This is a genomic window from Cyanobium sp. NIVA-CYA 375 (assembly GCF_056108345.1).
In genome coordinates, this window is sequence record NZ_JBSYHW010000018.1 from 1 (window position 1) to 21485 (window position 21485).

General features: G+C 66.3%; 28 protein-coding genes and 1 tRNA gene. 13 read left to right on the forward strand and 16 right to left on the reverse strand.

Features of this window, described 5'->3' with window-relative positions; genetic code table 11:
* The coding region (locus AC01FP_RS06620) for a hypothetical protein (protein WP_474479042.1) at window positions 1–259 on the forward strand (259 nt) is incomplete at its 5' end.
* Window positions 260–585: 326 nt separating this feature from the next.
* Window positions 586–1287 carry a hypothetical protein gene (locus tag AC01FP_RS06625; RefSeq protein ID WP_474479043.1) on the forward strand — a complete coding sequence of 234 codons (702 nt, stop codon included), beginning with the start codon at window positions 586–588 and terminating at the stop codon, window positions 1285–1287.
* Window positions 1288–1382: 95 nt separating this feature from the next.
* Here the strand turns inward: AC01FP_RS06625 and AC01FP_RS06630 are convergent, their stop codons facing one another.
* The 8 genes from AC01FP_RS06630 to AC01FP_RS06665 all read right to left on the reverse strand — a co-directional run bounded on the left by AC01FP_RS06630 (window position 1383) and on the right by AC01FP_RS06665 (window position 8872).
* Window positions 1383–2072, reverse strand: a complete 690-nt coding sequence (locus AC01FP_RS06630) for a sigma-70 family RNA polymerase sigma factor (RefSeq protein WP_474479044.1) — start codon at window positions 2070–2072, stop codon at window positions 1383–1385.
* 8 nt (window positions 2073–2080) lie between these two features.
* Window positions 2081–3724, reverse strand: a complete 1644-nt coding sequence (locus tag AC01FP_RS06635) for a phage terminase large subunit family protein (RefSeq protein ID WP_474479045.1) — start codon at window positions 3722–3724, stop codon at window positions 2081–2083.
* Window positions 3721–4269 (reverse strand): hypothetical protein, encoded by a 549-nt coding sequence (locus tag AC01FP_RS06640; RefSeq protein ID WP_474479047.1) that lies wholly within the window; start codon window positions 4267–4269, stop codon window positions 3721–3723. Before AC01FP_RS06640 ends, AC01FP_RS06635 begins: the two co-directional genes overlap by 4 nt.
* Window positions 4266–4625 (reverse strand): hypothetical protein, encoded by a 360-nt coding sequence (locus AC01FP_RS06645; protein ID WP_474479048.1) that lies wholly within the window; start codon window positions 4623–4625, stop codon window positions 4266–4268. The genes AC01FP_RS06640 and AC01FP_RS06645 overlap by 4 nt, the downstream gene beginning before the upstream one ends.
* A gap of 3 nt (window positions 4626–4628) precedes the next feature.
* A complete protein-coding gene (locus AC01FP_RS06650) occupies window positions 4629–4976 on the reverse strand; it encodes a hypothetical protein (RefSeq protein WP_474479049.1) in 348 nt (115 codons plus the stop codon).
* A gap of 96 nt (window positions 4977–5072) precedes the next feature.
* On the reverse strand, window positions 5073–5765 hold the full coding sequence (locus AC01FP_RS06655) for a hypothetical protein (protein WP_474479050.1): 693 nt from the start codon (window positions 5763–5765) through the stop codon (window positions 5073–5075).
* Between the two features lie 379 nt (window positions 5766–6144).
* Window positions 6145–8664 (reverse strand): AAA family ATPase, encoded by a 2520-nt coding sequence (locus tag AC01FP_RS06660; RefSeq protein WP_474479051.1) that lies wholly within the window; start codon window positions 8662–8664, stop codon window positions 6145–6147.
* Complete coding sequence (locus AC01FP_RS06665) at window positions 8651–8872, reverse strand: hypothetical protein (RefSeq protein ID WP_094591477.1); 222 nt, start codon at window positions 8870–8872, stop codon at window positions 8651–8653. Before AC01FP_RS06665 ends, AC01FP_RS06660 begins: the two co-directional genes overlap by 14 nt.
* A gap of 43 nt (window positions 8873–8915) precedes the next feature.
* Here AC01FP_RS06665 and AC01FP_RS06670 point away from each other — a divergent pair, with 43 nt between their 5' ends.
* The 9 genes from AC01FP_RS06670 (at window position 8916) to AC01FP_RS06710 (ending at window position 13647) form a co-directional block, all read left to right on the forward strand.
* Entirely contained in the window at window positions 8916–9266 is a 351-nt protein-coding gene (locus AC01FP_RS06670) for a DUF2786 domain-containing protein (RefSeq protein ID WP_474479052.1), read from the forward strand.
* On the forward strand, window positions 9224–9766 hold the full coding sequence (locus tag AC01FP_RS06675; protein ID WP_474479053.1) for a DUF7693 family protein: 543 nt from the start codon (window positions 9224–9226) through the stop codon (window positions 9764–9766). The genes AC01FP_RS06670 and AC01FP_RS06675 overlap by 43 nt, the downstream gene beginning before the upstream one ends.
* Window positions 9767–9840: 74 nt before the next feature.
* Window positions 9841–10524: a helix-turn-helix domain-containing protein gene (locus AC01FP_RS06680; protein WP_474479054.1), complete on the forward strand. Its 684-nt coding sequence runs from the start codon at window positions 9841–9843 to the stop codon at window positions 10522–10524.
* Window positions 10525–10650: 126 nt separating this feature from the next.
* Complete coding sequence (locus tag AC01FP_RS06685) at window positions 10651–11445, forward strand: hypothetical protein (protein ID WP_474479055.1); 795 nt, start codon at window positions 10651–10653, stop codon at window positions 11443–11445.
* The gene (locus tag AC01FP_RS06690; RefSeq protein ID WP_474479056.1) at window positions 11442–11702 is read left to right on the forward strand and encodes a hypothetical protein; all 261 of its coding nucleotides are present in this window, start codon (window positions 11442–11444) and stop codon (window positions 11700–11702) included. Before AC01FP_RS06685 ends, AC01FP_RS06690 begins: the two co-directional genes overlap by 4 nt.
* A complete protein-coding gene (locus AC01FP_RS06695) occupies window positions 11692–12345 on the forward strand; it encodes a hypothetical protein (protein ID WP_255019182.1) in 654 nt (217 codons plus the stop codon). Before AC01FP_RS06690 ends, AC01FP_RS06695 begins: the two co-directional genes overlap by 11 nt.
* Window positions 12345–12629, forward strand: coding sequence for a hypothetical protein (locus AC01FP_RS06700; RefSeq protein ID WP_474479057.1), 285 nt, complete (start codon window positions 12345–12347; stop codon window positions 12627–12629). The genes AC01FP_RS06695 and AC01FP_RS06700 overlap by 1 nt, the downstream gene beginning before the upstream one ends.
* Window positions 12626–13390, forward strand: a complete 765-nt coding sequence (locus AC01FP_RS06705; protein WP_474479059.1) for a BRO-N domain-containing protein — start codon at window positions 12626–12628, stop codon at window positions 13388–13390. Before AC01FP_RS06700 ends, AC01FP_RS06705 begins: the two co-directional genes overlap by 4 nt.
* 50 nt (window positions 13391–13440) lie before the next feature.
* A complete protein-coding gene (locus AC01FP_RS06710) occupies window positions 13441–13647 on the forward strand; it encodes a helix-turn-helix transcriptional regulator (protein WP_094591469.1) in 207 nt (68 codons plus the stop codon).
* On the opposite strand, the gene AC01FP_RS06715 is transcribed toward AC01FP_RS06710, so the two are convergent.
* From AC01FP_RS06715 to hisF, 8 genes are all read right to left on the reverse strand, one after another.
* Entirely contained in the window at window positions 13620–14900 is a 1281-nt protein-coding gene (locus tag AC01FP_RS06715) for a tyrosine-type recombinase/integrase (RefSeq protein WP_094591468.1), read from the reverse strand. The genes AC01FP_RS06710 and AC01FP_RS06715 overlap by 28 nt on opposite strands.
* A gap of 223 nt (window positions 14901–15123) precedes the next feature.
* A tRNA-Ser gene (locus AC01FP_RS06720) sits at window positions 15124–15208 on the reverse strand.
* Between the two features lie 35 nt (window positions 15209–15243).
* Complete coding sequence (locus AC01FP_RS06725) at window positions 15244–17256, reverse strand: ComEC/Rec2 family competence protein (protein WP_474479061.1); 2013 nt, start codon at window positions 17254–17256, stop codon at window positions 15244–15246.
* Between the two features lie 12 nt (window positions 17257–17268).
* Window positions 17269–17463, reverse strand: coding sequence for a hypothetical protein (locus AC01FP_RS06730; RefSeq protein WP_474479062.1), 195 nt, complete (start codon window positions 17461–17463; stop codon window positions 17269–17271).
* Window positions 17460–18350 carry a glycine--tRNA ligase subunit alpha gene (gene glyQ, locus AC01FP_RS06735; protein WP_474479065.1) on the reverse strand — a complete coding sequence of 297 codons (891 nt, stop codon included), beginning with the start codon at window positions 18348–18350 and terminating at the stop codon, window positions 17460–17462. Before glyQ ends, AC01FP_RS06730 begins: the two co-directional genes overlap by 4 nt.
* 63 nt (window positions 18351–18413) lie before the next feature.
* Complete coding sequence (gene ubiE, locus AC01FP_RS06740; protein WP_474479067.1) at window positions 18414–19118, reverse strand: bifunctional demethylmenaquinone methyltransferase/2-methoxy-6-polyprenyl-1,4-benzoquinol methylase UbiE; 705 nt, start codon at window positions 19116–19118, stop codon at window positions 18414–18416.
* Complete coding sequence (locus AC01FP_RS06745; protein WP_474479068.1) at window positions 19105–19371, reverse strand: hypothetical protein; 267 nt, start codon at window positions 19369–19371, stop codon at window positions 19105–19107. Before AC01FP_RS06745 ends, ubiE begins: the two co-directional genes overlap by 14 nt.
* 62 nt (window positions 19372–19433) lie before the next feature.
* A complete protein-coding gene (gene hisF / locus AC01FP_RS06750; RefSeq protein WP_474479069.1) occupies window positions 19434–20219 on the reverse strand; it encodes an imidazole glycerol phosphate synthase subunit HisF in 786 nt (261 codons plus the stop codon).
* A 57-nt stretch (window positions 20220–20276) separates the two neighbouring features.
* On the opposite strand from hisF, the gene petP reads away from it, so the two are divergent.
* Both petP and chlG read left to right on the forward strand, forming a co-directional pair.
* A complete protein-coding gene (gene petP, locus AC01FP_RS06755; protein ID WP_474479071.1) occupies window positions 20277–20492 on the forward strand; it encodes a cytochrome b6f subunit PetP in 216 nt (71 codons plus the stop codon).
* 11 nt (window positions 20493–20503) lie between these two features.
* Window positions 20504–21484 carry a chlorophyll synthase ChlG gene (chlG, locus tag AC01FP_RS06760; protein ID WP_474479072.1) on the forward strand — a complete coding sequence of 327 codons (981 nt, stop codon included), beginning with the start codon at window positions 20504–20506 and terminating at the stop codon, window positions 21482–21484.
* The last annotated feature ends 1 nt before the right edge of the window (window position 21485 follow it).

A 21485-nucleotide genomic window follows, 5' to 3' on the forward strand; every position in this document is an offset into this window, starting at 1 on the left:
CGCGGAGATGGGCAAGCTGGCGAATCTGCGGGCCGACCCAGCGACCTGCGCGAATGAGACCGCAACGCTTGTACGGAGCTGGTTGGACGCCAAATCAGTGCCCAAGGCAGAAGAAGGTGGCTGGAAGGGGAAGCTACGCCTGGATGTCGCCCTATTCAATGAAGCCGATACCGAAGAACCCGATACAAATCTGTCAGACAGGCCGTTTCTGCGTATCCGACGCTGCCTCTTGCCCTTGAAAGACCTGAGTCGAGCCTGAGCACTTAACAGCTTGCGGAAACACCAACCAGCGAATCGAGAATCTTACAGTCTGGAGTGACTTTTTGCCTGTTCTTATGTCTCCTGTGTCTGAGATCTGTAAGTCAATAGGTTATGTCGTAATTGCCATTCGGGGAATGCGTTGCGGGATATCTATTGGACACACCTCTTGTCTGTCTCAGGAGGCCCTAGGAACTGCTCGATCACAGCGATATAAAAACCACCATGATCTATATCCATTTGCTGAACCGAGGGCCCTCAGGGGTACGAAGCCCCGCCGACCTGCTCTGAAAAAGGCGGGATCTTCTGTGGACCACGTAACAATCAATGAAGGAAGTCACGCTGCCCGGCGAGCCTTGCCATGGATGCGCTGAGATAAGTCTAGGATCTCAACTCTCGCAGTTTCTGCGGTCTGCCCAATTACTGTTCGTCCTGAAAGAGAATGATATGATGATCAAGCATGTTTCAAACGCAGACGGCGAAGGATGGCTTATCGTCAAGTGGGCTGATGGAACAACGGTGCCAGCCATTCCTCAATTCCTGCGAGTTGATTTCAAGAAGACGGAGAATGGACGTGACTTCTTCAGTGTGGTTGAAGGAATACGCAATGGCAAAGAAGCGAGCGTCAAACGAAAGACAGGTGATGGGTCTTATCTGCTCGATGGTGACCCCGCAGAGCCCAAGGCGACATTGAAGTTTGACCGAAAGAAAGGGGAATTCTGGTTCGGCGGGACAGGACCTGTTGCTGCGAAAACGGATCCGGATAACCCGACACCACTTGGAACATTTGACCTTGAGATACCGGATGAAGTTCACAAAATCGGGGCGCAGTACCAAGTTGACTCAGTTTTTGCCACAACGTGGTTTCGTGTTGGTCACAGCGGTGACAGGTTTCTACATCCAGGAAGAGTCTCGGCTGGTTGTGTAACGATCACCGACATCAAGAAATGGACCGAGATCTACGAGTATCTCATCAAGCGACGACTTGGCGATGATAAGAGCGTTGGGACCATTGAAATCGTAGAGTAGCGTTCGAGTAAAAATGTTGGACTGAAGCTCCCCCGCCCCCCACGGTCCGTCCAAAATGGAAGCCGTGTTGGCTGGTGACCGTTCAACATTGCCGTTCAATCAACAACAAAAGCAACTACACGTACTGAGCAGGCATCAACAATCTGAATCCACTGCTCGCGGCTGATCCCTAATCGCTCCAACATCTCTGCAACTCCTACTCCCGACGTAAGCAATCGCTGCCCACGCGCATGAAGCTCCCGCCACGTCGGCGGCACCTTCAGCAGGAACCCGTTGTCACGCAGAAAGTGCGTGATCTCCCCATTGGCATAGGTGCGCCCGTAAGGCCGGAATAGGCCACGTGACGGGTCGTAGCGCCGCGCCGCCTTGATCAGCCCGATCATCGCCAGCTGCAGCAGATCCTCCTTGGGATGGATGGTGCGCCGCGCGAAGTTGCCAGCGATCTTCTCCGCCAGATCCATGTGCTCCAGAGCCAGGGCATCGGCCGCGGCATGGGGCCGCATCGGGCGCTGGCGACGGGGTCTGCAGCGCCGTGGCCGCTGACCCTGGGCTCTGGGGTGGTGACGCTCCGGTTCCTGGAGGTTGATCTCCAGCTGCTGCGCTCGGGCGTGGCAGGCCGGCCTGCGGTAGCGCCGTTGCCGCAGCATTCGCTCCACCCCGGTGGCATCGCCGATGAGCACCACCGTGATCGGCAGCACCAGCTGCACCACGGCCGGCGCCAGCACAGCAGCCCCTGGGCTCGCCACAAGCGATGGTCTGGGATTTTCCCGCACCGCGGACACCATTGGCTCGCTCACCGACTTACCAGCAGCGGCGTCACCACCGGCTGGATGCCCTGGGCCTTCCAGTAGCGACCCTCCAGCCACAGGGCACCGTGGCAGAAGGCATCCACCAGGTCTTTGCTGCCCTTGGGGAAGCGTATGGCTTCCTCCACCAGCGGCTGAGCACGGTGGTGAAAGCGGATCTGCCCGGCCTCCACCAGGGGGGCGACGGCATGGGCGCGGGTTTCCTTGCTGCCTCTCGCAGTGATCGGCAGCATCCCCGGCACCCGCCGCCGCAGGGACTGCAGCACCGCCGGCCCGTTGGCGGCGTCCTCGATCAGCACGGCATTGGGGCGCAGCCCCTGCTGCTCCAGCGCCTCCAGACAGCCCAGCAGGAAACGGATCACCTCCGGCAGGCCAAAGCGGTGCCGAGCGGCCCAGAGCACCTCGATCTCCAGTGCCGCCGTGGTCATTTGCCCCTGCGGTTCACCCGTTCGGGGGATGGCATTCCGGACCGGTGGTGCCAGCAAGCCGGCCAGGCAGAAGCCGCAGTAGTCGCTCTCCGCCTCCCCCTTGAAGCTGAGGTCACAGGAGAGCGCCAGCAGCGCGTACTGGCGCTGGCTGCCCTCCTCACGGGGGAGGGGCGGCCGAATCCACTGCCGCAGGAAGATCGAGCCGCTCGCCGGGCTCGGCCGCTGCTGGTACAGCGCCGCCCACCAGTAGGCCCCCAGGCGAGCGCGGATCTTGAGCAGTTCCGGCAGGGGGAACCGCTCAGGACACAGCGCCTCTCCCGCCGGCCGCCAGTCGGGGATCAGGGTGCAGGTGGGCGGCAGCTTGGCCCGCTCGGTTGGCTCCTCAGCGATGGCCGGCAGGTCCAGCACGGTCCAGTGCTGCGGCGCCTCCCCCAGCTCCTGCTCCAGCAGCCAGCCGATCACATCCTGGTGGTCCCAGCGCGTGAGCACCACCACCTGGGCCGAGAGGTTTGGCTGCTCCCTGCCGTCCGGGCCCAGCACCGACGCAGGTTCGGCGCGGGTGAGCCACACCGAGCGCAGCCAGTCGATCAGCTTCTGCCGCAGCGCCGGGCTGGCGGCATCGCCAGGGCCCTTGTAGGGGTCGTCGATGATCCCCAGGCTGTAGCCCTTGCCGGTAAACGGGCCATCGACGCCGGCAGCAATGCAGCCGCCCCGCTGCCGCGTCAGCCAGTTGCCCACCGCCGCCGAGTCGCGGGCCAGCAGGTGGCCGGTCACCCGGTAAAAGTGGCGGGCTTCTCGGGAGTGGGCGTAGGCCAGCTCGGCCGAGTACGAGGCAATCGCCGCGAAGAGATGCGGGTAGCGCTGCAGGAAGTAAGCCGGGAACAGCTTGGAGACCAGGAGGCTCTTCCCCAGCCGCGGCGGACAGGTGACGATCAGCCGGCTCAGCTGGCCATCGGCCACCTGCTGGAGCAGTTCGATCAACACCTCGGCCCAGCGGTGGAAGCCGTAGCGGGGGTAGGCCTCAGCGATGAAACTGCGCAGGGTTTGGGGTTCCGAAGGCTCGACCTTGGCGGACGTGGGGAGGAGCAGCAGGCCGCCATCGCCCCAGGGGTCAAGCTCCGGCAGCAGCAACCCACCTTCGGTGGGGGTGGCAGCCTGAAGCCCCACGGCTGGCGTCGCGGTGGCGGGGGTGCTTGCACTCACGCCCTGGGCTCCGGCGGCTTGATCGGTGCCCGCAGAAGCCCGCCGATCTCAGCAATCACCCGGAAGGCGCCCACAGCCGCGTTGAACTGCTCGGCGTCCATCGCACGCCTGGCGCAGTCATTGAGGGCAAAGATCTGCTCGGCCTGATGCCTGCGGCGGTCGGTGATCAGCTCCTCCACCATCCGCTGCCGCGCCAGGGCCAGGTAGCGGCTGATCGTTTTGATGTTGGTGATTCCCCAGTTCTGGGCTGCTTTTTCCCTGATCTGAGCCAGTGGCAGCCGCTGGGCGATCCACAACTGCGCCTCGGCGATGCGGGTCTCCACCTCCATGTGGGTGGCGCGCGGTTTGTGGCTTTGGCTGCGGCGCCCCCGCGGTGGGTTGCCCTTGCCCACCGGACGGCTGGGATCAGCCGCCGGCCAGACGGGCTGCCCATCGACGTCCTGCTGGGGTGGGGCCGCACGCAGCTCCTCCAGCAACGCCTGATCCGCATCCGGAGCCTGGGGTTCGCCGCTGCCAGCTGTCTCGGCTGGGGCACGGCGGCTCACAGCAGGTCCTCCCGCAGGATCAGCCGCACGTAGGTGGCCCACTGCTCGGGGGTGAGCACCACCCGCCAGGTGCCGCCGCGAAAACGCACCAGGGTCGCTGCGAACGGAACAGCGGCGTGCTCGGCCTGCAGGGCGGCCTCCTCTGGCTTGAGGCGGGCCGCGGCAGCGGTGTTGGCCCAGCTGGCCACCTGGATCACATGGGCCGGCACGCCATCGAGGTCGCCGGTGTCACCGCCGGCAGTGGTGGTACGGCCGGCGCCGAGCTTGCGGCGCACCACCAGGCCCAACAGATCGCTCAGCAGCTGGGCCGCTTCCCGCTCGGCCGCATCCCCCTTGCGCTTCTGGGGATTGGCCATCGTTCAGCTCCGGCCCGGCTTGATCGTCCAGAACGCCTTGCCGTGCTTCTCCGTGGCCGCGCCGGTGGCGACTGCCAGCCGCTGGGCCTCCTTGAGGGCCTGCTCCTGCTGTTGCAGCGGCTCGGGGTAGGCGTAGCTGGTGCGCCCGACCGACCAGCAGAAGCTGCAGCCGTTGTGGGAGAAGGAGGCATCCAGCTCGCCGGCCTCCAGGGCACCGCTGAGCTGCTCCAGCAGGGGGGAGAGCTCGGCTTCGATGCTTTTTTGCTGCAGCTTGAGGACCGTGATGCGATCGAGCAGCGCATCCAGAACGGCGTCGGCCGGAGGAGCAGAGCTGGCGGTGGTGGTAGCCATCAGCAGAGCCAGCGAAGGAGAAACGAGGCGCGAGCAAGCGACCTGCAACAAACCATAGCGGCTCGATAGTCCGAATACATCGGATCGAACAGTGGATCACCAGGGCCGGAACCTGCTCACGTAGCCCGCCCACGCCGCTGCCCAGGCCGCCAGGCATTCCTCGCGGGAATACAGCGGCGAAAGGCGGCTCTCCCCAGGCCGGGCCCAGATCGTCTGGCCGGCGTCGTAGTGCACACCCCAGGTCGCCTCCAGCGCTATGTAGCCGCCCAGCTGGGCGCGGGTGCAGTAGCTGCCCGAGCCGGGCCGCGAGAGGGTCTTGAGGTCGGCGAGCACCCGCAGGCCGCCGGCGTGCTGGATGTAGCCGGTGTCGTAGGTGCCGGCCAGGTTGCGGATCAGGCAGCAGGTGGGCCGCTCGGAGGCGATCACCGTCACCTGCTGCCAGTGGGGGTGGGCCAGCAGCGGCTCGATCCAATCGCGGTAGTAGCCAGACCGCAGGTGCTGCAGCTGCTGGCTGGCCTGCTGGCGTTGCTGGGGCAGGGGATGGAAGCGGCTGTGCAGCAGCGCCTCCAGCGCCAGGTGCACGGTGTGGCCCCGCGGCTCCCAGACGTGGCGGGTGGCCTCGATGCGGGCCATCGCCCAGTCGCTCTTGGTTGAGCCGACCACGCCGGTGACCGACACCGCGAACAGATGCTCCCCCAGCCAGTAGCAGTGCTCTGGATCCGTGCGCCGTAGGCCTGGAATCGGTCTGAGCCAGGGTCCGGCAGCGATGGTGAGTGGGCTGGTTGGCATGTGCTGCACCATCAACAGAGCCTCACGTGAAGCACTAAAAACTTGTGATTCTTTAGAACCCGTTGCAGCGCAGGGGATCTGAGAGGGTCCAGGACGAGTGAAACTTTGTGATTCTTGTGGAACGCTTGCGGCGCAACGGTTTCACAAGTTTCCAGATCGTTTCCACCCGCCGCGAGGCGTGAGAACGTCTGCGCTGGAGTGGGTTTCGAAGTTTCCGAAGTTTCCAGCCCTCTTGTGCGCTGGAGAAACAGGGCAACAGCGCCACTGCGGGGCAGGCAGGACCCCAAAGAATCACAGGTTTCCAGGTTGTTTCCAGCTGCCATGAAGCGCCGGAACGCCTGCCCTGGAAGGGCTCCACAAGAATCCGAAGTTTCCATCACTAGAGTTCGAACTCACGCGCCAGCCATTCCGCACCGGCTGCGCTGAGGCCATAGCGCAGGTAGTAGCTCTGGCTGCCGGTGGAGACGCGGGTGGTTGTCACCAGGCCATCGAGCTTCCCGAGAAACCGACCGAGGGTCTTGTAGGCGCTCAGGGCCTCAGCCTCGAGATCTCTCATCAGCCGTGCTTCCGCTGGCGCCAGGTCAATGGCCTGCAGCAGCTCCAGCAGGCCTACCCCGGCCAGGCTGTTGGTGTGCAGGGCCTGGAGATATCGCAGAGCCTCCTTCTGCTTCTCGCTGGCCTTGCGCACCCGCTGAGCGGCGCGATCGAGATCGCTCTCCTGCTCCTGCTGCTCCTGCAGGTCGTCGTAGGTGCCCAGCCGCGCGAAGGTCCCGCTGTTGCCGTCGATCGCCACCACCAGATCCGCCGGTGGGCCGGAGCGGGCCTCGCGCACCAGGCGGCGCTGGGGTGAATCCTTGATCAGCCGGTTGCCCTTGGCCAGGTAGTGGAGGGTGAGGATCGTGTTGGCCGCCCCGGCAATGGCGTTGTGGCCCGAGAGGGCCTCGGTGCCGGTGGTGTCGTTGGCCTTGTTGCAGTGGTGGATCAGCAGCAGCGTGCCGCCGGCATCGGTGATCTGGTGCTTGAGGTCGTAGATCAGCGACCCCATCTCCGGATCGTTCTCCCCGAAACAGCAGCTGCGGGTGATCGAGCGCAGCGAGTCGATGATCACCACCGCTCCAGGGTGGGCGGCCAGACAGGCCAACAAGGCATCGAGGTTGGCCTCGGTGGCGCGAAAGCGGCGCGACCAGAGCAGCAACGGGTGATCCCAGATCCCCAGCTGCTGCAGCATCTGAGCGGTATCGCCGTCGCCCTGGTCATCGGTCACCAGGATCACCGGCCGCGGTTCCTCCGGCGCCCCGAAGCCCAGAAAGTCCTCGGCGCAGAGCAGGCAGCGGGCCAGGGCATGCACCAGCCGCGTCTTGCCCACCTTGGCCCGGCCGCCCACGATCGAGAGGTCGCGGCGGGGGATGCAGCCAGGGATCTCCCACGCCACAACGGGTTGCGGCATCGCCAGGCGCTCAGCCTGATCGAGGCCACGAAAGCGGTTGCCGTTGCGCAGGTCGTGGGCCTCGAGGATCAGCTGGCCGATCTCCTGCAGCCGCAGGGCCGTTTTCAGTTGCAGGGCTGCATGGGCCTCGCGCACGCGGGCCGAGCGGCGCAGGCTGTTGCGCTCGCGCCCCACCAGGGATCGGATGCAGTGCTCCAAGGCGTTGAGGCGTCGGTTGATCGGCAGCTGCACCTTTCCCCAGCGCACCCGGGTGTCGGGTCTGGGGGAGAAACGCTGCGGGCCTGAGCCAGAGCCAGCTCCCTTGGTGCCCCTGGCATTGCTGCTGCTGGTGCGGTCGCTGCCCTTGCCACCGGGATGGCGCCCGCCGGTATCGCCTTGGTTTCGGCGGCTGCCTGTGGCCTGAGCCCCAGGAGGCCTGGGGGTGTGAGGCGGCTCCGGCGGCAACCAGCCGTGCTGACGGGCGTGGAACCAGAAGGTGGCGGCGCTGATCTGCTCACCGCCGGAGCTGGCCACCTGGCGGATGTCCCAGCCGCAGCTGGCCGAGGGGCTGTGGGCCTCCATCAGGGCGATCGCCAGCTCGCGGTCGTGGCCGGCCTGCTCGCAGGCCTGGATCAACCCCCAGAGGAGGTTGCGGTAGTCGGCGTAGGTGTTGCTGCCGGCCACACGGCGGGGGATGGCGGCCAGAGCGCTGCGGATCTGCTCCAGCGGCCGCGGCTGTCCGAAGTCCTCGTCTCCCAGCTCGGGCAGTGGAATCCCAGTGCCTGGAACCTCGTAGGGCTGCTCCAGGGGAATCTCCTGTTGCGGCGTGGTGCCTGCAGCGGGTTCGGCGAACTCATCGGGCAGCAGCGCCAGGGCGATGTCCTCCGGCGAGTAGCGCTGAGCGCTCACGTGCACCAGCTCCACCAGGGCGGTGGGCTGCCCGCCGGCATCCACGTACCAGCAGCCCGGCAGCCGCATCACCCGTGAGGCGTCCTTGCAGTGGGGATCGCCGCCGGCATAGGCGATCAGCTCGGCCTGCAGCGGCGCCCACTCCTTTGGCGGGATGGGCTGCTCCAGCAGCCAGTAGCAGTGGGCCGACTTGCCGCCGCTGAGCACGATCAGCGAGGGCTCCGGCAGCCCCAGCTCCCGCCAGGCGTTCAGCTGCCAGGCGATCGGCCGGTCGTCCCACTCCACAAAAAACGCCCGGCAGGCCGTGATCTCGCTCTTGCGGTCGCCGCCGTCGTTGATCACCAGGTAGATGCCCCGACCTTCCCGCTGCCACTGCTCCGCCACCGCCAGCTCGAAGGGCCCTTTTCGGGCACCGATCACCGCCTTGGCGGGGTTGGCGCGGTGGGGGAAGGCACGCAGCCGGGCGCTGGCAGGGTCCTTGCCCAGCAGGGAGAGGAACTGCTGGGCGGCAGCGCGGTCGATGCAGGCCTCAGTGGGACTGGTGGCCGCTTCAGCGCTGGCCATGTTGTCCCTGACGCTTACGGGGGCTGCTGGCCAGCTCGTCGCGTTCCATGGCCTCGGCCACGATCAGGCGGATCACCGAGGAACGCGAGAGCACACCGCCGCGGGTGCGCGCATCCAGCCAGTCCCGCTGCTCGAGCGTGAACTGCACGGAGAGCGGGGTCATCATCGAGGGCATGGAAACCTCGGCATGTCGAATCAGCTTATTCATGCTGGCACAGGCTCGCTAAGCTGATCCGGCTGGCGAATAGGGCATGGTCGACAGCGCAGCGGTGGATCGGGCAGCGGAGAAGGTCCGCAAGCTGGTGGCGATGAGCGCCTCACCCCATCTGGAGGAGGCTCGCACCAGCGCCTATCTGGCCTGCCGGCTGATCCGTGAGCACGGCCTGCAGGTCAGCGGGCACCCTCCCTCTGCAGCGTCCGCGCCCGGGTTTCCCACGGCAGGAGTGCCCCACAGGCAGCCCACAGCCGACCCCCATGGCTTTCGCCGCATCCGCGTCCGCCATCCCGGCCATTGCCGCTGTTGCGGCAAGCCGATCGCCCTCGGGGAGTGGGCGCTCTGGTGCCGTGGCAATGGCTTGCGTCACCCGCTCTGCACCCCCTGAGCCGCTGTTGCGCCGCCGAGATCCAGCAGGCCTTGCGGGCGCTGCTGGCGGGAGAGGCCTTCCTGGCGGACAGGCCCTGGAGTGAGATCTGGTGGGGCCGGATGCGGCTGGATCTGGCCAGCGGCTGGCAGCTGGAGATCGCGATCGAGCGCGACCAGCTTGGGGCGTTGCTCTGGGCGCAGGCGCCAGGCGGCCGTGATTGGGTCTACGGCTGCCAACGCGACGACTGGACCCTTGGCCCGGACAGCCGCATCGTCGAGCCCGTGGCGTTGCTGGAGCCGGAGCAACGCCAGCAGCTGGAGCAGCTGCTGCGCGAGGCCATCTGCTGGCCAGCGCCGGTGGTCACAGGCGGTTGGGTGGTGCCGATGGGCAATGTCAAACCGTTGCGTTACGCCCGGCGAAGAGGACGGTGCTCCGTCCATCGCCCCGTCACCAGTGCTAGTCGGGGCAGGCCAGGGCAACCGTCCAAGACAGGGTCGCCAGCGCCCACACCGCTCTGAAACAGGCACGTCACCGGTTCATGCTCATGATTGGGATGCCTTAGCCTTTCGCTAATGGCCAGATCGCAGTCCTGATGAGCTCTGAGTACCGGTACATCGAGGCCAAGCAGCTCGAAGCCGGTCAGGAGTTCGGCCGGATGCTGAGGCGCTGGCGGGAGCTGAACAACTGGACCCAGTACACGGCCTACAAGTGGGCCAAGGAGGCCGGCTTTGAGGTGATGGCGCCCAGCACCTTGAGCGTGTTCGAGAACGGAAAGGCGCCCAAGCCCAGGCCGGAGAGCTTCTTTGCCCTCGCCGAGGTCAACCGCCGGCTGGCCGCCAAAGACTTCAGCGGCGTTCGCACCAGGGCCCTGAAGGATCTGATCAGCCAGGCCAAACCCTTGATGGATGACGCGGAGCGGGTGTGGGGGCCGGCGGAGTTCTGGAGCTGCCACCTGGGGCTGTTGCCGGTCCCGAGCGCCTACCAGGCGCCTGTCGTGCCGGCCCAGCCCGAGGTCGATGCCGCAGAAGCGGCAAGACTGAGCGAGCAGTGGCGCGGCCAGTTGGTGCAGACCGCCAAGCAGCACGGCATCGGCGTGATGGAGGCCCTGAGTTCCGCTGCCAAGGTGGCGCCAGCCAAGCAGCGACAGGCCTTTCAGGCGATGCTGGCCGGTTTTGAGCCGTATTCCGCCGAGCAGCTACACGGCATGTGGGACGGGGAGGCGTGGCTGCCGCAGCGCTGGCTGGAGGAATGGTCCACCAAGTCGGGCGCCAGCTGAGGCATGCACGAACAGGCCCGGAGCAGGTTCGGAATGGGCCATGTCTTGCGTTGCGCAAGATACAGATTCGGATTAGCGAGCCGCTAATATCCGAGGCAAGCGGGCACCGGTCCCGCAGTGCCTTCGATGACCACCACCCCTTGCGGGCGGATGGAGCCGACGCCAGGTCCCACCGCCGCCTTTGATCTCAACCAGGCCCTGTTGCAGAGCCGCGAGCAGGCCCGCGCCCAGTGGGCCGAGGGCCTGGCCCAGTTCCAGTCCCAGATGGCTGCCATCGCCGACTCCTCCATGCAGGAGGTCGTTCAGGCGGCGGCGCCGGCCTTTGCCCTGGGCTTCTCGTTCAGCGCCCAGAAGCTGATCAACGAGGAGCATGAAGTGCTGCGGGTGACCCTGCGGCACCGCGGCGGCGCCGAGGAGTTCAGCGAGGCCCAGGCGCCCCAGGAGGGCAGTGCGGCCTGGTATGCGCTGACCGCCTCCCTGTTGGCGGGCCTGCTGGGCATTCCCGTGGGCAATCCTCCTCGGACTATCGAGCCAGATCAATCAAGACCGCAGACGCGGCCGTCGGTGCCAGGTGCCCCGGGCACGAGCGCTTCAAGCGTCGGCGCTGCGGGATCCGCTGCAGCCGCCGCCCCCGCTGCTGACGACCCTGAGGCCTCAGAGGACGAGTGGGACACCGGCGCTCCGGATGGGACGGAAGCGAGCGACTCCGGCCTGGAGCCCCTGTCGGACGAGGAGATCGCGACCCTGCACAAGTTCCTCGGGGCGATGCCTCAGGAGGCGCGCAAGCGCTTCACGATCGAGTTCCGCCACCACTTCCAGGTGCCCCGGGAGGTGCGGACGATCAAGGACCGCATCACCCAGCGACGCCACAAGGACTTCATCGACGTGTTCGAGCGCGAGTTGGCGGAGAAGAAAGGATGACCCGGCCGCTGCTTTCCACACCGGCTATCCGTCGCCCCTACGCAAGACCCCAGCCTCGGGTGCGACATGGCCGGCACACCCTGTGCGTCTGCGTGCATAGCGATGTCTACCGACATGTACGGCAGCTGGCGGCCGATCACCAGCTGAGTCTCTCGGGCGCCGCCCATCACCTGCTGCGGCTGGGTGCCGGCCTGGAGCCCCTTCTTCCCCTGACCTCTTTCTCTTCCACCCTGAACAGCAAATCCCATGGCGATTGAACTCAACGACGGCAGCCGCATTGCGGCGCCGGTGATCCGTCAACAGCGCCTCGGTGAGGTGGCCTATCTGGCGATCGTGCGCCCGGAGCAGCGCGACCGCTTGCGCAAGAACCTCAGCAGCGGCGCGATGGAATCGATCCCCAACGGCACCGACCGCCAGGGCAGGCCCAAGGTGAAGCAGGAGATGGTCATCCATGCCATCGCCATGCCCGGCACGACGATGGAGGCCCGCATCGGTGATGAGGGCGGGGTGCCGGCCCCGGGGGATCGGGTGCGGCTGATCCTCAAGGCCAAGGGTTTCGGCGAGTGGATCGAGGCGCGCCGTCAGCACCGCCGCGGCCGGCTGACGGTCGGGGATGTGCTGGTGCTGGAGACCCGTTGGGCCCAGCAGTACGACCAGGACGGCAACCCCAAGGGCCCCAAAATCGAAGACCAGGCGGCGGCCGATGCGGTGCCGCGCAACGTCACGATCGGCTTCTACGGGCCGCTGAGCATCCGCGAAGGCACGGACCCGGCCTGGATCGAGGCGGCGGAGCAGGCCTACCGCTCCGATGAAGCCGCTGCCCGCCAGCAGCGGGCGATTCCGCTGGCGGATGGGGAGGACTACGGCGATGAGTTCGCTGATGAGGAGGTGCCGTTCTGATGGCCCACCCCCAACACCCCGGCCGCACGCCGCGGTCGATGGCGCAACCGCAGTTGCCGGCCTTCTGCCGCACGCGCCGGCCTATCACCACCACCGTCCGGCTGTGCAGCCTGCGGCAGCTGCAGTGGCTGCTGTGGCTGGTGCTGGCCCTGCAGCTGAGCACGGTTCTGCTGCTCCTGGCGGGTCCGGTGCCGGCACCACTGGCCGAGACCCCTGGGGGATTCACCCCCGCAGAGTTCGCGTCGCGGCATGACGCCCCTGTCCCCTCGTCTTCCCAGCCATGAGCAACACGTCCGCTCTGGTGCCCTACCTGTTCGAGGGGCACCGCATCCGGGTGAGCACCGATCAACAGGGCGAGGCCTGGATCGTCGTCGCCGATGCCTGCGCTGCGCTGGCGGAGAGCCCGATGGTCTGGGCCATGGCGAACCGACGCGATGAGGAGCACTGCCTCCATTCAGAGGAGGGTCCCGGCGCCGGTGGTTTCACCCTGGCGCTGATCAATGAGGCCACGCTGCTGCGCAGGCTGCTGAACAGCGACAACCCCAGCGCACCGCGGATGCGGCGCTGGCTCACCCACGAGCTGCTGCCCGCCCTGCAGCGCCGCCAAGAGGGCAACAGGGAGCTGCCGCAACGCAGCATCGACGCGATCCGCAGGCAGACCGCAGCCGAGGTGCTGCGCGGAGCCGACGAGATCATCCAACTCACCGGTGTGTCCCATGCCGATGCCCTGCTCAGCGTCCTGGAGGAGATCCAGGCCCACAGCAGTCCCGCCGCCGCTGACGTGAAGCAACGCGTCTCGCAGCGCGCAGCGGTGGCCTGGCTCACGGCTGATCAGGTAGCTGACCGACTGGATGGCACGCTTCGCCACACCAACCAGCGACTCGCTGCCGCCGGATTGCAGCAGCGCAACGAGGACGACGACTGGCAGCTCACAGAAGCCGGTCGCGACTGGGGCGTCGCCCTGCCGCTCTGCAGTTGGGGAGAGCGCCGCCAGCAGATCCTCTGGGATCCGGCCGTGGTGGCGTTGCTGCACCAGACCAACTGAAAGGCACCAAACCAATCCAACACAAGCACCTGAGACCCAGACCATCAGCCATGACATCCGCAACCGATCGACTTGTGCGGCTTCCGGAGGTGATCCACCGGGTCGGCCTCTCACGCACCACGATCTACAGCCTGATCGCCACAGGCGAGTTCCCCAGGCAGATCGTGATTGGCCCACGGGCGGTGGCCTGGTCCCAGCAGGAGCTGGAGGCCTGGATCACCTCGAAGCGTCAAGCTGCCTGCAGCGCTGATGGTTGAGCAGCCATCTCTGCGCTCAGCTCTGAGACCGGCGCCAGACCAGCAGCGACGGCCACCTGATCGAGCAGATCGGCCCAGCGCTGCAGCATGTCGGAGCGCTCCTCGAGATATTCGGCCCAGTCGTAGGCCCGGCTGACGCTGTTGCCATCGGCATGGGCCAGCTGCTTTTCAGTCACCACCCTGGGGATCTTGAGCTGCTCGATGCAGTTGGTCTGCCCGAAGCCCCTGAAGCCATGGGGTGTCTGCCGCCCCTGGAAGCCCATGCGCCGCAGCAGCATCGAGAGGCAGCCATTGCTCATCACCCGCAGTTCTCCATTGCCGCGGTGATTGGGGGTGTGAAAGACCAGATCGGTGTGGCCACTGATCGGCCGCTGCAGCTCAAATAACAACCGCGCCTGCGAGGAGAGCGGCACGATGTGACGAACGCGGGTCTTCATGCGTTCAGCGGGAATGATCCACTGACGACCCTCGGTATCCACTTCGCTCCAACGGGCTTCCCGGAGTTCACTGGGCCGCACCAGGGTGAGCATCATCAGGCGCAAAGCGATGAGGCTGCTGCGCTCGGCCAGCCGCTGTTGCTCGAACCGTTCGATGGCCTCCAGCAGCTCGGGCAGCTCCACCCAGCTGATGCGGTGGTAGTGGGTGACGCGCGTGGCGGCGATGACCTTGCGGGCTTTGACGGCGGGGTTGTCCTGTCGAAGTTCGAGGTCAACCGCGTGCTCGATCACGCGACGGGTGACGTCGTTGCAGCGGCGGGCCTGTTCATGGGCACCCCTGGCGAGGATGGGCGCAAGCAGACGGGTTTCGATGTCGCTGCGGGTGATCGCATCGATATCCAGTTGACCCAGTGCCGGTATCACGAAGTGATCAAGTTTCTCTCGCATATCTCTGCAATAGCGGGGGCTCCAGCTGGCGCTGTGGTGCTCAAACCAGGCCTGAGCGATCTGGGCAAACGGACGGCGGCTGTTCTGCACCTGCTTGCGCTGCTGGCCTGGGGCCTGGGTGCGTGGATCGATCCCGGTTTTGATCCAGGTGTTCAGCTCCAGGGCCTGCTTGCGGGCATCGGCGAGCCGCATAGCCGGGTAGGCGCCAATGGTGAAGGTGCGGCGTGCTCCCTGCCAGCGGTAGTCCTTGCGCCAGGTCTTGGAGCCGGAGCGCGCCACCCAGAGGTAGAGGCCATCCCGGTCGTGGTGCTTGGTGCCCGGCCTGTCCGGGTCGGGCCGTAGGGCCTGGATCGCCTTGTCACTGAGCATGGCGGACAGCGCCGGAACGCTGGCGCGGGAGTGGATGTCGGCGGTTCAGCAAGCAAGGTGACGGTATAGACCCGATCCCGGCTGGCTATACCGTCAAAAATACCGTCGTCCGCAGCGGCTGTAGCGGGCTCTAAGCGGATCTACCCGGACTACCCAAAAGCGCAGATCGTCTGCACTGCAAGGATTTTGGGATTTCCGCGAATCCCCTCGGATCCTGTCAAAACGGAGAGGGTGGGATTCGAACCCACGGAAGGTTTCCCTTCAAACGATTTCGAGTCGTTCGCTTTCGACCACTCAGCCACCTCTCCAAAGCCCGTTGGGCCATGGGCACTTTAAGGAGCGGTCAGCCCAGGGTGGCCTGCAGGTATCCACTGGGGCCGCTGGCCGCCCAGGAGGTTGGCCAGCCCGGTGGGGTGGCACCACTGAGCCACAGCCACTTGGCACCAAGCAGCTGGAGTTGGCGGCGCTCGCGGGCGGAGGGCGCAAAACCCAGCCAGACACCATCAAGCCGGCCGCGCTGCACGTCCTGCTGCTGCCAGGCCCAGAGCGCTTGGCGGTCGGGCAACAGCAACCAGCGCCAACGGCCCAACTGCAGCTGCATCGCCCGGCTCTCGATCGCCACCGGTGCCGCACTCAGCCCAGGGCTAGCCAGCCTTTGACCAGGCTGAAACGGCAAGCTGCCATCGGCGCTGGCCAGCACCAGACCCGCCTGCCCCTGCCAGCAGTGCGGCTGCTCGGGCGCCAGCGGATCTAGCAGTAGGGCCCAGTCGTAGCGCTGCACCCCCAGGCCCCGGGCCAGCTGGCTGGCCTGGCTGCAACTGAAGCCATCACCAGAACTGCTCACCAGCACCGCCCGGCCCTGGTGCCGCGCCACCAGCAGATCCAGCCGCCCTTGGTGCACCAGCAACAACTGGTCGGCACTTAGCAAGCCGAACTGCACCGCCACCACCAGCGCAAACAGGGCACCACCCAGCAGGCGCCAGCGCCGCGCCAAGGCCGGCCAGGCCAGAGCCAGCAGCGCCACAGCAAACACCAGCACCAGGCCCGGGGCGGGGCGCCCCAGTTGCCACTGGGCCATGGGCAACGCCGCGAATAGCTTGACCACCGCCACCAACACATTGGAGAGCCAGGCCACCGGCGCGGTGGCCAGCGGTAGCAGCGGCGGCAGCAACACCGCCAGGCAAGCCAGGGCCATCGCTCCCAGGGTGAGGGGTGTGAGCAGGGGCGCCACCACCAAATTGGCGGGCACCGCATAGAGGGGCACCACGCCGAAGTGCAGCAGCTGCAGCGGCAGGGTGTACAGCGAAGCCGCCAGCGGCACCGCCGTGGCCACGGCCAACCAACCCGGCAGCCAGCGGCGCAGGCCCAGCTCCAGCGGCCGGGCCGACACCACCAGGGCAGCAGTTGCCACAACGCTGAGCTGGAAGCCCACATCGAGCAGCCAGTCGGGCCGCGCCAGCAGCAGCACCAGGGCACTGGCGGCCAGGATGCCCAGGGGCCTGCCGCGGTAGCCGCACTCCACCACCGCCAGGGCCAGGGCCCCCATCAGCACCGCCCTGAGCACCGAGGGCTGGGGGCCTGCCAACAGCACAAACAGGCCCATCGCCGCCGCCGCCAGGGTGAGCCGCCCCAGCCGCGGCAAGCGCGCGCCCAGGGGCAGCACCACGCCCAGCAGTACCGAAAGGTGGAAGCCCGAAGCCGCCAGGGCATGGGATAGCCCCGCTGCCCGAAAGGCCTCGCGCAGCTCCGCCGGCACGGGCACCACGGCGCTCCCGAGCACCAGGGCAGCCAGCACGCTGCCGTTGTTTGGGCCGGCATGCTGCACCAGCGCCTGGGCCATGCGGCGGCGCAGGTCTGCCACCGGCATTGCCGCACGCTGCAGCACCTCAAAATCCTGCACCTGCAGCTGGCTGAAGCTTCCCTGGCGCGCCAGTCGCTCTGCCGGTGCAGCCAGCAGCGGATGGGGCGACACCTGGGGGCGCCGCAGGCGGCCCTGCACCTGCAGGCGCCAGCCCTGCTGCAGCTCCGGGCATTGCTTGAAGCGCAGTTCGGTGCGGCCCACGGGCAGCTGCAGCAGGGCCCGGCAGCCATCACCGCTGGGCAGCGGATCACTGAGCAGGGTGCCCCGGAGCGTCAGCTCCAGCGGGCCAGCTGCTGCCTGGAGTTGAAGCACTGGATCACCCTCCGCCGGCTGGAGCGGCGTCAAGGCCAGCCAGCCCACCCGCAACAGCAGCAGGGCCAAAAGCAGGCCCCACAAAAGTGGCTTCAGGCGCAGCCTGGCTGCGCCGGCAGTGCCTGCCCCACCCCCACAACAGGCCACAGGCCACTCCGACACGAACCCAGCCAGGGTTCCCACGCGGGCTGGGGGCTAAAAGCGGGGAAGCTGCAGCAGCAGCTCACAGAGCTCCCGGCTCGGCATCTCCTGGCCCAATAGGGGTGCCACCAGCTTGGCGACCGGTCGCAGCCGGCAGGGCCACACGGCCCGCTCACTCAGGCGCCCCAACTGGAAGCTGCCGCCGGCCAGCACCACCACCAGCAAGCTGCGCTGCAGCAGGCGCTTCACGCCGCCACGGGGCGTTTGGCCTCAGCCAGCAGCGGAAAACCGAGGGCTTCCCGTTCGGCCAGCCAGGCCTCCGCCACCTGACGGGCCAGGGTGCGGATGCGGCCAATCGTGGCGGTGCGCTCCGTGACCGAGATCACGCCGCGGGCCTCCAGCAGGTTGAAGGTGTGGCTGCACTTGAGCACGAAATCCAGGGCTGGAGCTGGTAGCTGCTTGGCCACCAGGTCGGCCGCCTCCGCCTCATAGATGGCAAACAGCTGCTTGAGCCGCTCGGGGTTGGAAGCTTCGAAGTTGTAGGCGCAGTGGCCCTTCTCAAAGGGCAGCCAGATGTCGCCGTAGGTGCGGTTGCCGTCCCAGCTCAGGTCCCAGATGCTCTCCACATCCTGGAGATACATGGCCAGGCGCTCCAAGCCGTAGGTGATCTCGATCGACACCGGCCGGCAATCGAGGCCGCCGCACTGCTGGAAATAGGTGAACTGGGTGACCTCCATGCCATCGAGCCACACCTCCCAACCCACACCCCAGGCACCCAAAGTCGGCGACTCCCAGTTGTCTTCAACAAAGCGGATGTCGTGCTCGCGGGCGCGGATGCCCAGCAGCTCGAGCGAGGCGAGGTAGGTCTCCTGGATGCCATCGGGGCTGGGCTTGATCAGCGCCTGATATTGGAAATAGTGCTGGGCCCGGTTGGGGTTGTCGCCGTAGCGGCCGTCGGTGGGGCGGCGGCAGGGCTCGGGATAGGCCACGGCCCAGGGCTCGGGCCCGATCGCCCGCAGCACCGTGTGGGGGCTCATCGTGCCGGCGCCCTTCTCGGTGTCGTAGGGCTGCAGGAGCAGGCAGCCCTGGTCGGCCCAGAAGCGATTCAGGGTCGCAATGATGTCCTGGAAATGCACTCTTGTTTCCTGGTCTGGTGGAGGGGGCTGGATCGTGGCTCCATTGTCGGTGGCGGCAGCCCGTCAGGCCACCAGCTCCAGCAGGCCCATCAGGCCGCCTGCTAGGGGCCGATGCCGCACTTCGCTGAAACCAGCCCGCCGCGCCAGCTGCTGCTGCTCCAGGCCGGTGGGGAAGCGCTGCAAGCTCTCCTCCAGGTAGGCGTAGTGCTCGGGAGTGCCGAAATGCTCAGCGGTGGGTACCACCAACCGACGTAGATAAAAGCTTTGGAAGCTCGCTGCCGCCCCAGAAGGGCGGTTGAAATCAAGCACTGCGGCGCGGCCGCCATCGCGCAACAGTCGCCGCAACTCCAGCAGGCCTGCCCCTGGATCAGCGAGATTGCGCAGGCCGTAGGCGATCACGGCACCATCGCAACTAGCGCTTGCCAAGCCTGTAGCCAGGGCATCACCCTGTTGCCAGCTCACCGCTAGCCAGGGCTGGGCGGCTGCCCGCCGGGCCGCCACTGCCAGGGGAGCAGAGGCCGCATCGAGGCCAAGCACAGAACCACCAGGTCGTAGCCGAGCAGCCAGCACCAGGGCTAGATCGCCGGTGCCGCAACAGAGATCTAAAAGATGCTGGCCAGGCTGGGGGCGCAACCAAGCAACCGCCTGCCGTTTCCAGAGGCGGTGCAGACCGAAGCTGAGCAGGTCATTTAGCAGGTCGTAGCGGGGCGCGATCTGCTCGAACAGCTCCTGAACCGCCTGCGGATCTCCGGGCCTAAAACTCGCCATCCCAGGGCAACACGATCGAATCGAGGCTGATGCCCGCGTCCACAGCAGGCAGCAAGCTGGGACTGGTGAAGGTGAGCACCATCACGGTGGCCAGGCCAACGGCAGCTGAGCACACCATGCAGCCAGCCAGCATCAGCGAAAATTCCCGGCGATCAGTGGCGGCCTGCATCAACTGCAGGGCCCAGGCAATCAAAGCGACGACAGCCGCCACCATGCCAATAGCAATAGCGGTGGAGGCGGGGGGCGGGAGCACGGGAAGGGCGGAAAACACGTGCTGGCAGAGCCTAGGAAGGTCTTTAAGCAATGTAACGAGGCTTAACAACTCGTTGCGAGGGGCCGGATCGGCAAGCCGCGCGCGAGCAGCTCGATTTTGATCTGCTCAACACTAAGAATGCCATCGTGCAGCAAGGAGGCCAACAGGGCTGCTGAGGCATGACCACCAGCTGGACCGGGGTCGAGGGCTTCAGCCAGGTGGTCGATGCAGCCGGCACCACCGGAGGCGATTACTGGCACCTCCACAGCATCGGCCACTGCCCGGGTGAGCTCCAGGGCGTAGCCCGCTTGGGTGCCATCACCATCCATGGAGGTGAGCAGGATCTCGCCGGCACCGAGGCCTACTACCTGCCGGGCCCAGGCCACCGCATCAAGGCCGGTGTTCTCGCGGCCCCCTTTTACGAACACATCCCAGCCCCCGCCAGCTTTGGCGCGGGCATCAATGGCCACCACGATGCATTGACAGCCAAAGCGCTCGGCGCCGCGGGCCACCAGCTCGGGATCGCGCACGGCCGAGGAGTTGAGGCTCACCTTGTCGGCACCGGCACGCAACAGGGCAGTGATGCCCTCAACGCTGCTGATACCGCCTCCCACGGTGAAAGGAATGGTGACTGCTTCTGCGGTGCGCCGCACCAGCTCCACCAAGGTGCCGCGGCCCTGGTGGCTGGCGGCGATGTCGAGAAAAACCAGCTCATCGGCCCCAGCAGCGCTGTAGCGGCAGGCCAGCTCCACCGGATCACCGGCATCGCGCAGTCCAACAAAATTCACTCCCTTCACCACCCGGCCATCGGCCACGTCGAGACAGGGAATGATCCGCTTGGCAGCCATAGAAAGGAGCTCCGTTGGGCACTGTTAAGGTTGCGCAACTTTCCAGTCGCGCCGGCCATGTCCCAGGCTGCCACCATCAACATCGGCTCGAAGGTGCGAATCACCCGGGTTAGGGACCGAATCTCTAACGAGATGGTCGATTCCCTGAAAGCCGATTCCACCGGCACCGTGACCGGCTTCCGCACGGTGGATGGCAAAGGCATCGGCGTTGTTGTCGAACTGAGCGGTGGTCAAATCGCCTGGTTTTTTGACGACGAACTCACCCTCGCCTGAGGCCTAGGCCGTTGAGCAACAGCCCCAACCCCGAGGCAGCCAGCGGCGGCGGCGCCCGCCAGCTGCTCGGCATGAAAGGTGCCAGCGGCACCAGCAGCATCTGGAAAATCCGGCTGCAGCTGATGAAGCCGGTCACCTGGATACCCCTGATCTGGGGAGTGCTCTGCGGCGCTGCGGCCTCAGGAAACTTCCATTGGACCCTGAGCGAAGTGGGGGCCTCAATCGCCTGCATGCTGATGAGCGGGCCCCTGCTGGCCGGCTACACCCAAACGATTAACGATTATTACGACCGCGAGATCGACGCGATCAACGAGCCCTACCGGCCGATTCCCTCCGGAGCGATTCCTTTAGGCCAGGTGAAGGCCCAGATCTGGATCCTGCTGCTGGCAGGGCTTGGCGTGGCCTACGGCCTAGACGTCTGGGCCGCTCACACCACCCCGGTGCTGCTGCTGCTGGCCCTGGGCGGCTCTTTTGTGAGCTTCATCTATTCAGCGCCACCGCTCAAGCTCAAGCAAAACGGCTGGCTGGGCAATTACGCCCTGGGCGCCAGCTACATCGCCCTGCCCTGGTGGGCCGGCCAGGCTCTTTTTGGCCAGCTCACCTGGACCACCGCCCTGCTCACCCTGGCCTATTCCCTGGCAGGCCTGGGCATCGCCGTGGTAAACGATTTCAAGAGCGTCGAGGGCGATCGGGCCATGGGCCTGCAATCGTTACCAGTGGCCTTCGGTATCGAGAAAGCCAGCTGGATCAGCGCCGGCATGATCGATGTGTTTCAGCTGGCGATGGTGGCCGTGCTGATCGCCATCGGCCAACACTTCGCGGCGGTGTTGTTGGTGCTGCTGATCATTCCCCAGATCACCTTCCAAGACATCTGGCTGCTGCGTGATCCCGTCGCCTTCGATGTGAAATATCAGGCAAGCGCCCAGCCATTCCTGGTGCTCGGCATGCTCGTGACCGCCCTGGCCATAGGCCACAGCACCCTCGTTAGCTGAG

What these genes read in the sequence shown, in the direction of transcription:
- AC01FP_RS06625 (WP_474479043.1), top strand. Translation starts at nt 586, where the DNA reads ATGAAGGAAGTCACGCTGCCCGGCGAGCCTTGCCATGGATGCGCTGAG.
- AC01FP_RS06630 (WP_474479044.1), bottom strand. Translation starts at nt 2,072, where the DNA reads ATGGTGTCCGCGGTGCGGGAAAATCCCAGACCATCGCTTGTGGCGAGC.
- AC01FP_RS06645 (WP_474479048.1), bottom strand. Translation starts at nt 4,625, where the DNA reads ATGGCCAATCCCCAGAAGCGCAAGGGGGATGCGGCCGAGCGGGAAGCG.
- AC01FP_RS06650 (WP_474479049.1), bottom strand. Translation starts at nt 4,976, where the DNA reads ATGGCTACCACCACCGCCAGCTCTGCTCCTCCGGCCGACGCCGTTCTG.
- AC01FP_RS06655 (WP_474479050.1), bottom strand. Translation starts at nt 5,765, where the DNA reads ATGCCAACCAGCCCACTCACCATCGCTGCCGGACCCTGGCTCAGACCG.
- AC01FP_RS06660 (WP_474479051.1), bottom strand. Translation starts at nt 8,664, where the DNA reads ATGGCCAGCGCTGAAGCGGCCACCAGTCCCACTGAGGCCTGCATCGAC.
- AC01FP_RS06665 (WP_094591477.1), bottom strand. Translation starts at nt 8,872, where the DNA reads ATGAATAAGCTGATTCGACATGCCGAGGTTTCCATGCCCTCGATGATG.
- AC01FP_RS06670 (WP_474479052.1), top strand. Translation starts at nt 8,916, where the DNA reads ATGGTCGACAGCGCAGCGGTGGATCGGGCAGCGGAGAAGGTCCGCAAG.
- AC01FP_RS06680 (WP_474479054.1), top strand. Translation starts at nt 9,841, where the DNA reads ATGAGCTCTGAGTACCGGTACATCGAGGCCAAGCAGCTCGAAGCCGGT.
- AC01FP_RS06685 (WP_474479055.1), top strand. Translation starts at nt 10,651, where the DNA reads ATGACCACCACCCCTTGCGGGCGGATGGAGCCGACGCCAGGTCCCACC.
- AC01FP_RS06690 (WP_474479056.1), top strand. Translation starts at nt 11,442, where the DNA reads ATGACCCGGCCGCTGCTTTCCACACCGGCTATCCGTCGCCCCTACGCA.
- AC01FP_RS06695 (WP_255019182.1), top strand. Translation starts at nt 11,692, where the DNA reads ATGGCGATTGAACTCAACGACGGCAGCCGCATTGCGGCGCCGGTGATC.
- AC01FP_RS06700 (WP_474479057.1), top strand. Translation starts at nt 12,345, where the DNA reads ATGGCCCACCCCCAACACCCCGGCCGCACGCCGCGGTCGATGGCGCAA.
- AC01FP_RS06705 (WP_474479059.1), top strand. Translation starts at nt 12,626, where the DNA reads ATGAGCAACACGTCCGCTCTGGTGCCCTACCTGTTCGAGGGGCACCGC.
- AC01FP_RS06710 (WP_094591469.1), top strand. Translation starts at nt 13,441, where the DNA reads ATGACATCCGCAACCGATCGACTTGTGCGGCTTCCGGAGGTGATCCAC.
- AC01FP_RS06715 (WP_094591468.1), bottom strand. Translation starts at nt 14,900, where the DNA reads ATGCTCAGTGACAAGGCGATCCAGGCCCTACGGCCCGACCCGGACAGG.
- ubiE (WP_474479067.1), bottom strand. Translation starts at nt 19,118, where the DNA reads ATGGCGAGTTTTAGGCCCGGAGATCCGCAGGCGGTTCAGGAGCTGTTC.
- hisF (WP_474479069.1), bottom strand. Translation starts at nt 20,219, where the DNA reads ATGGCTGCCAAGCGGATCATTCCCTGTCTCGACGTGGCCGATGGCCGG.
- petP (WP_474479071.1), top strand. Translation starts at nt 20,277, where the DNA reads ATGTCCCAGGCTGCCACCATCAACATCGGCTCGAAGGTGCGAATCACC.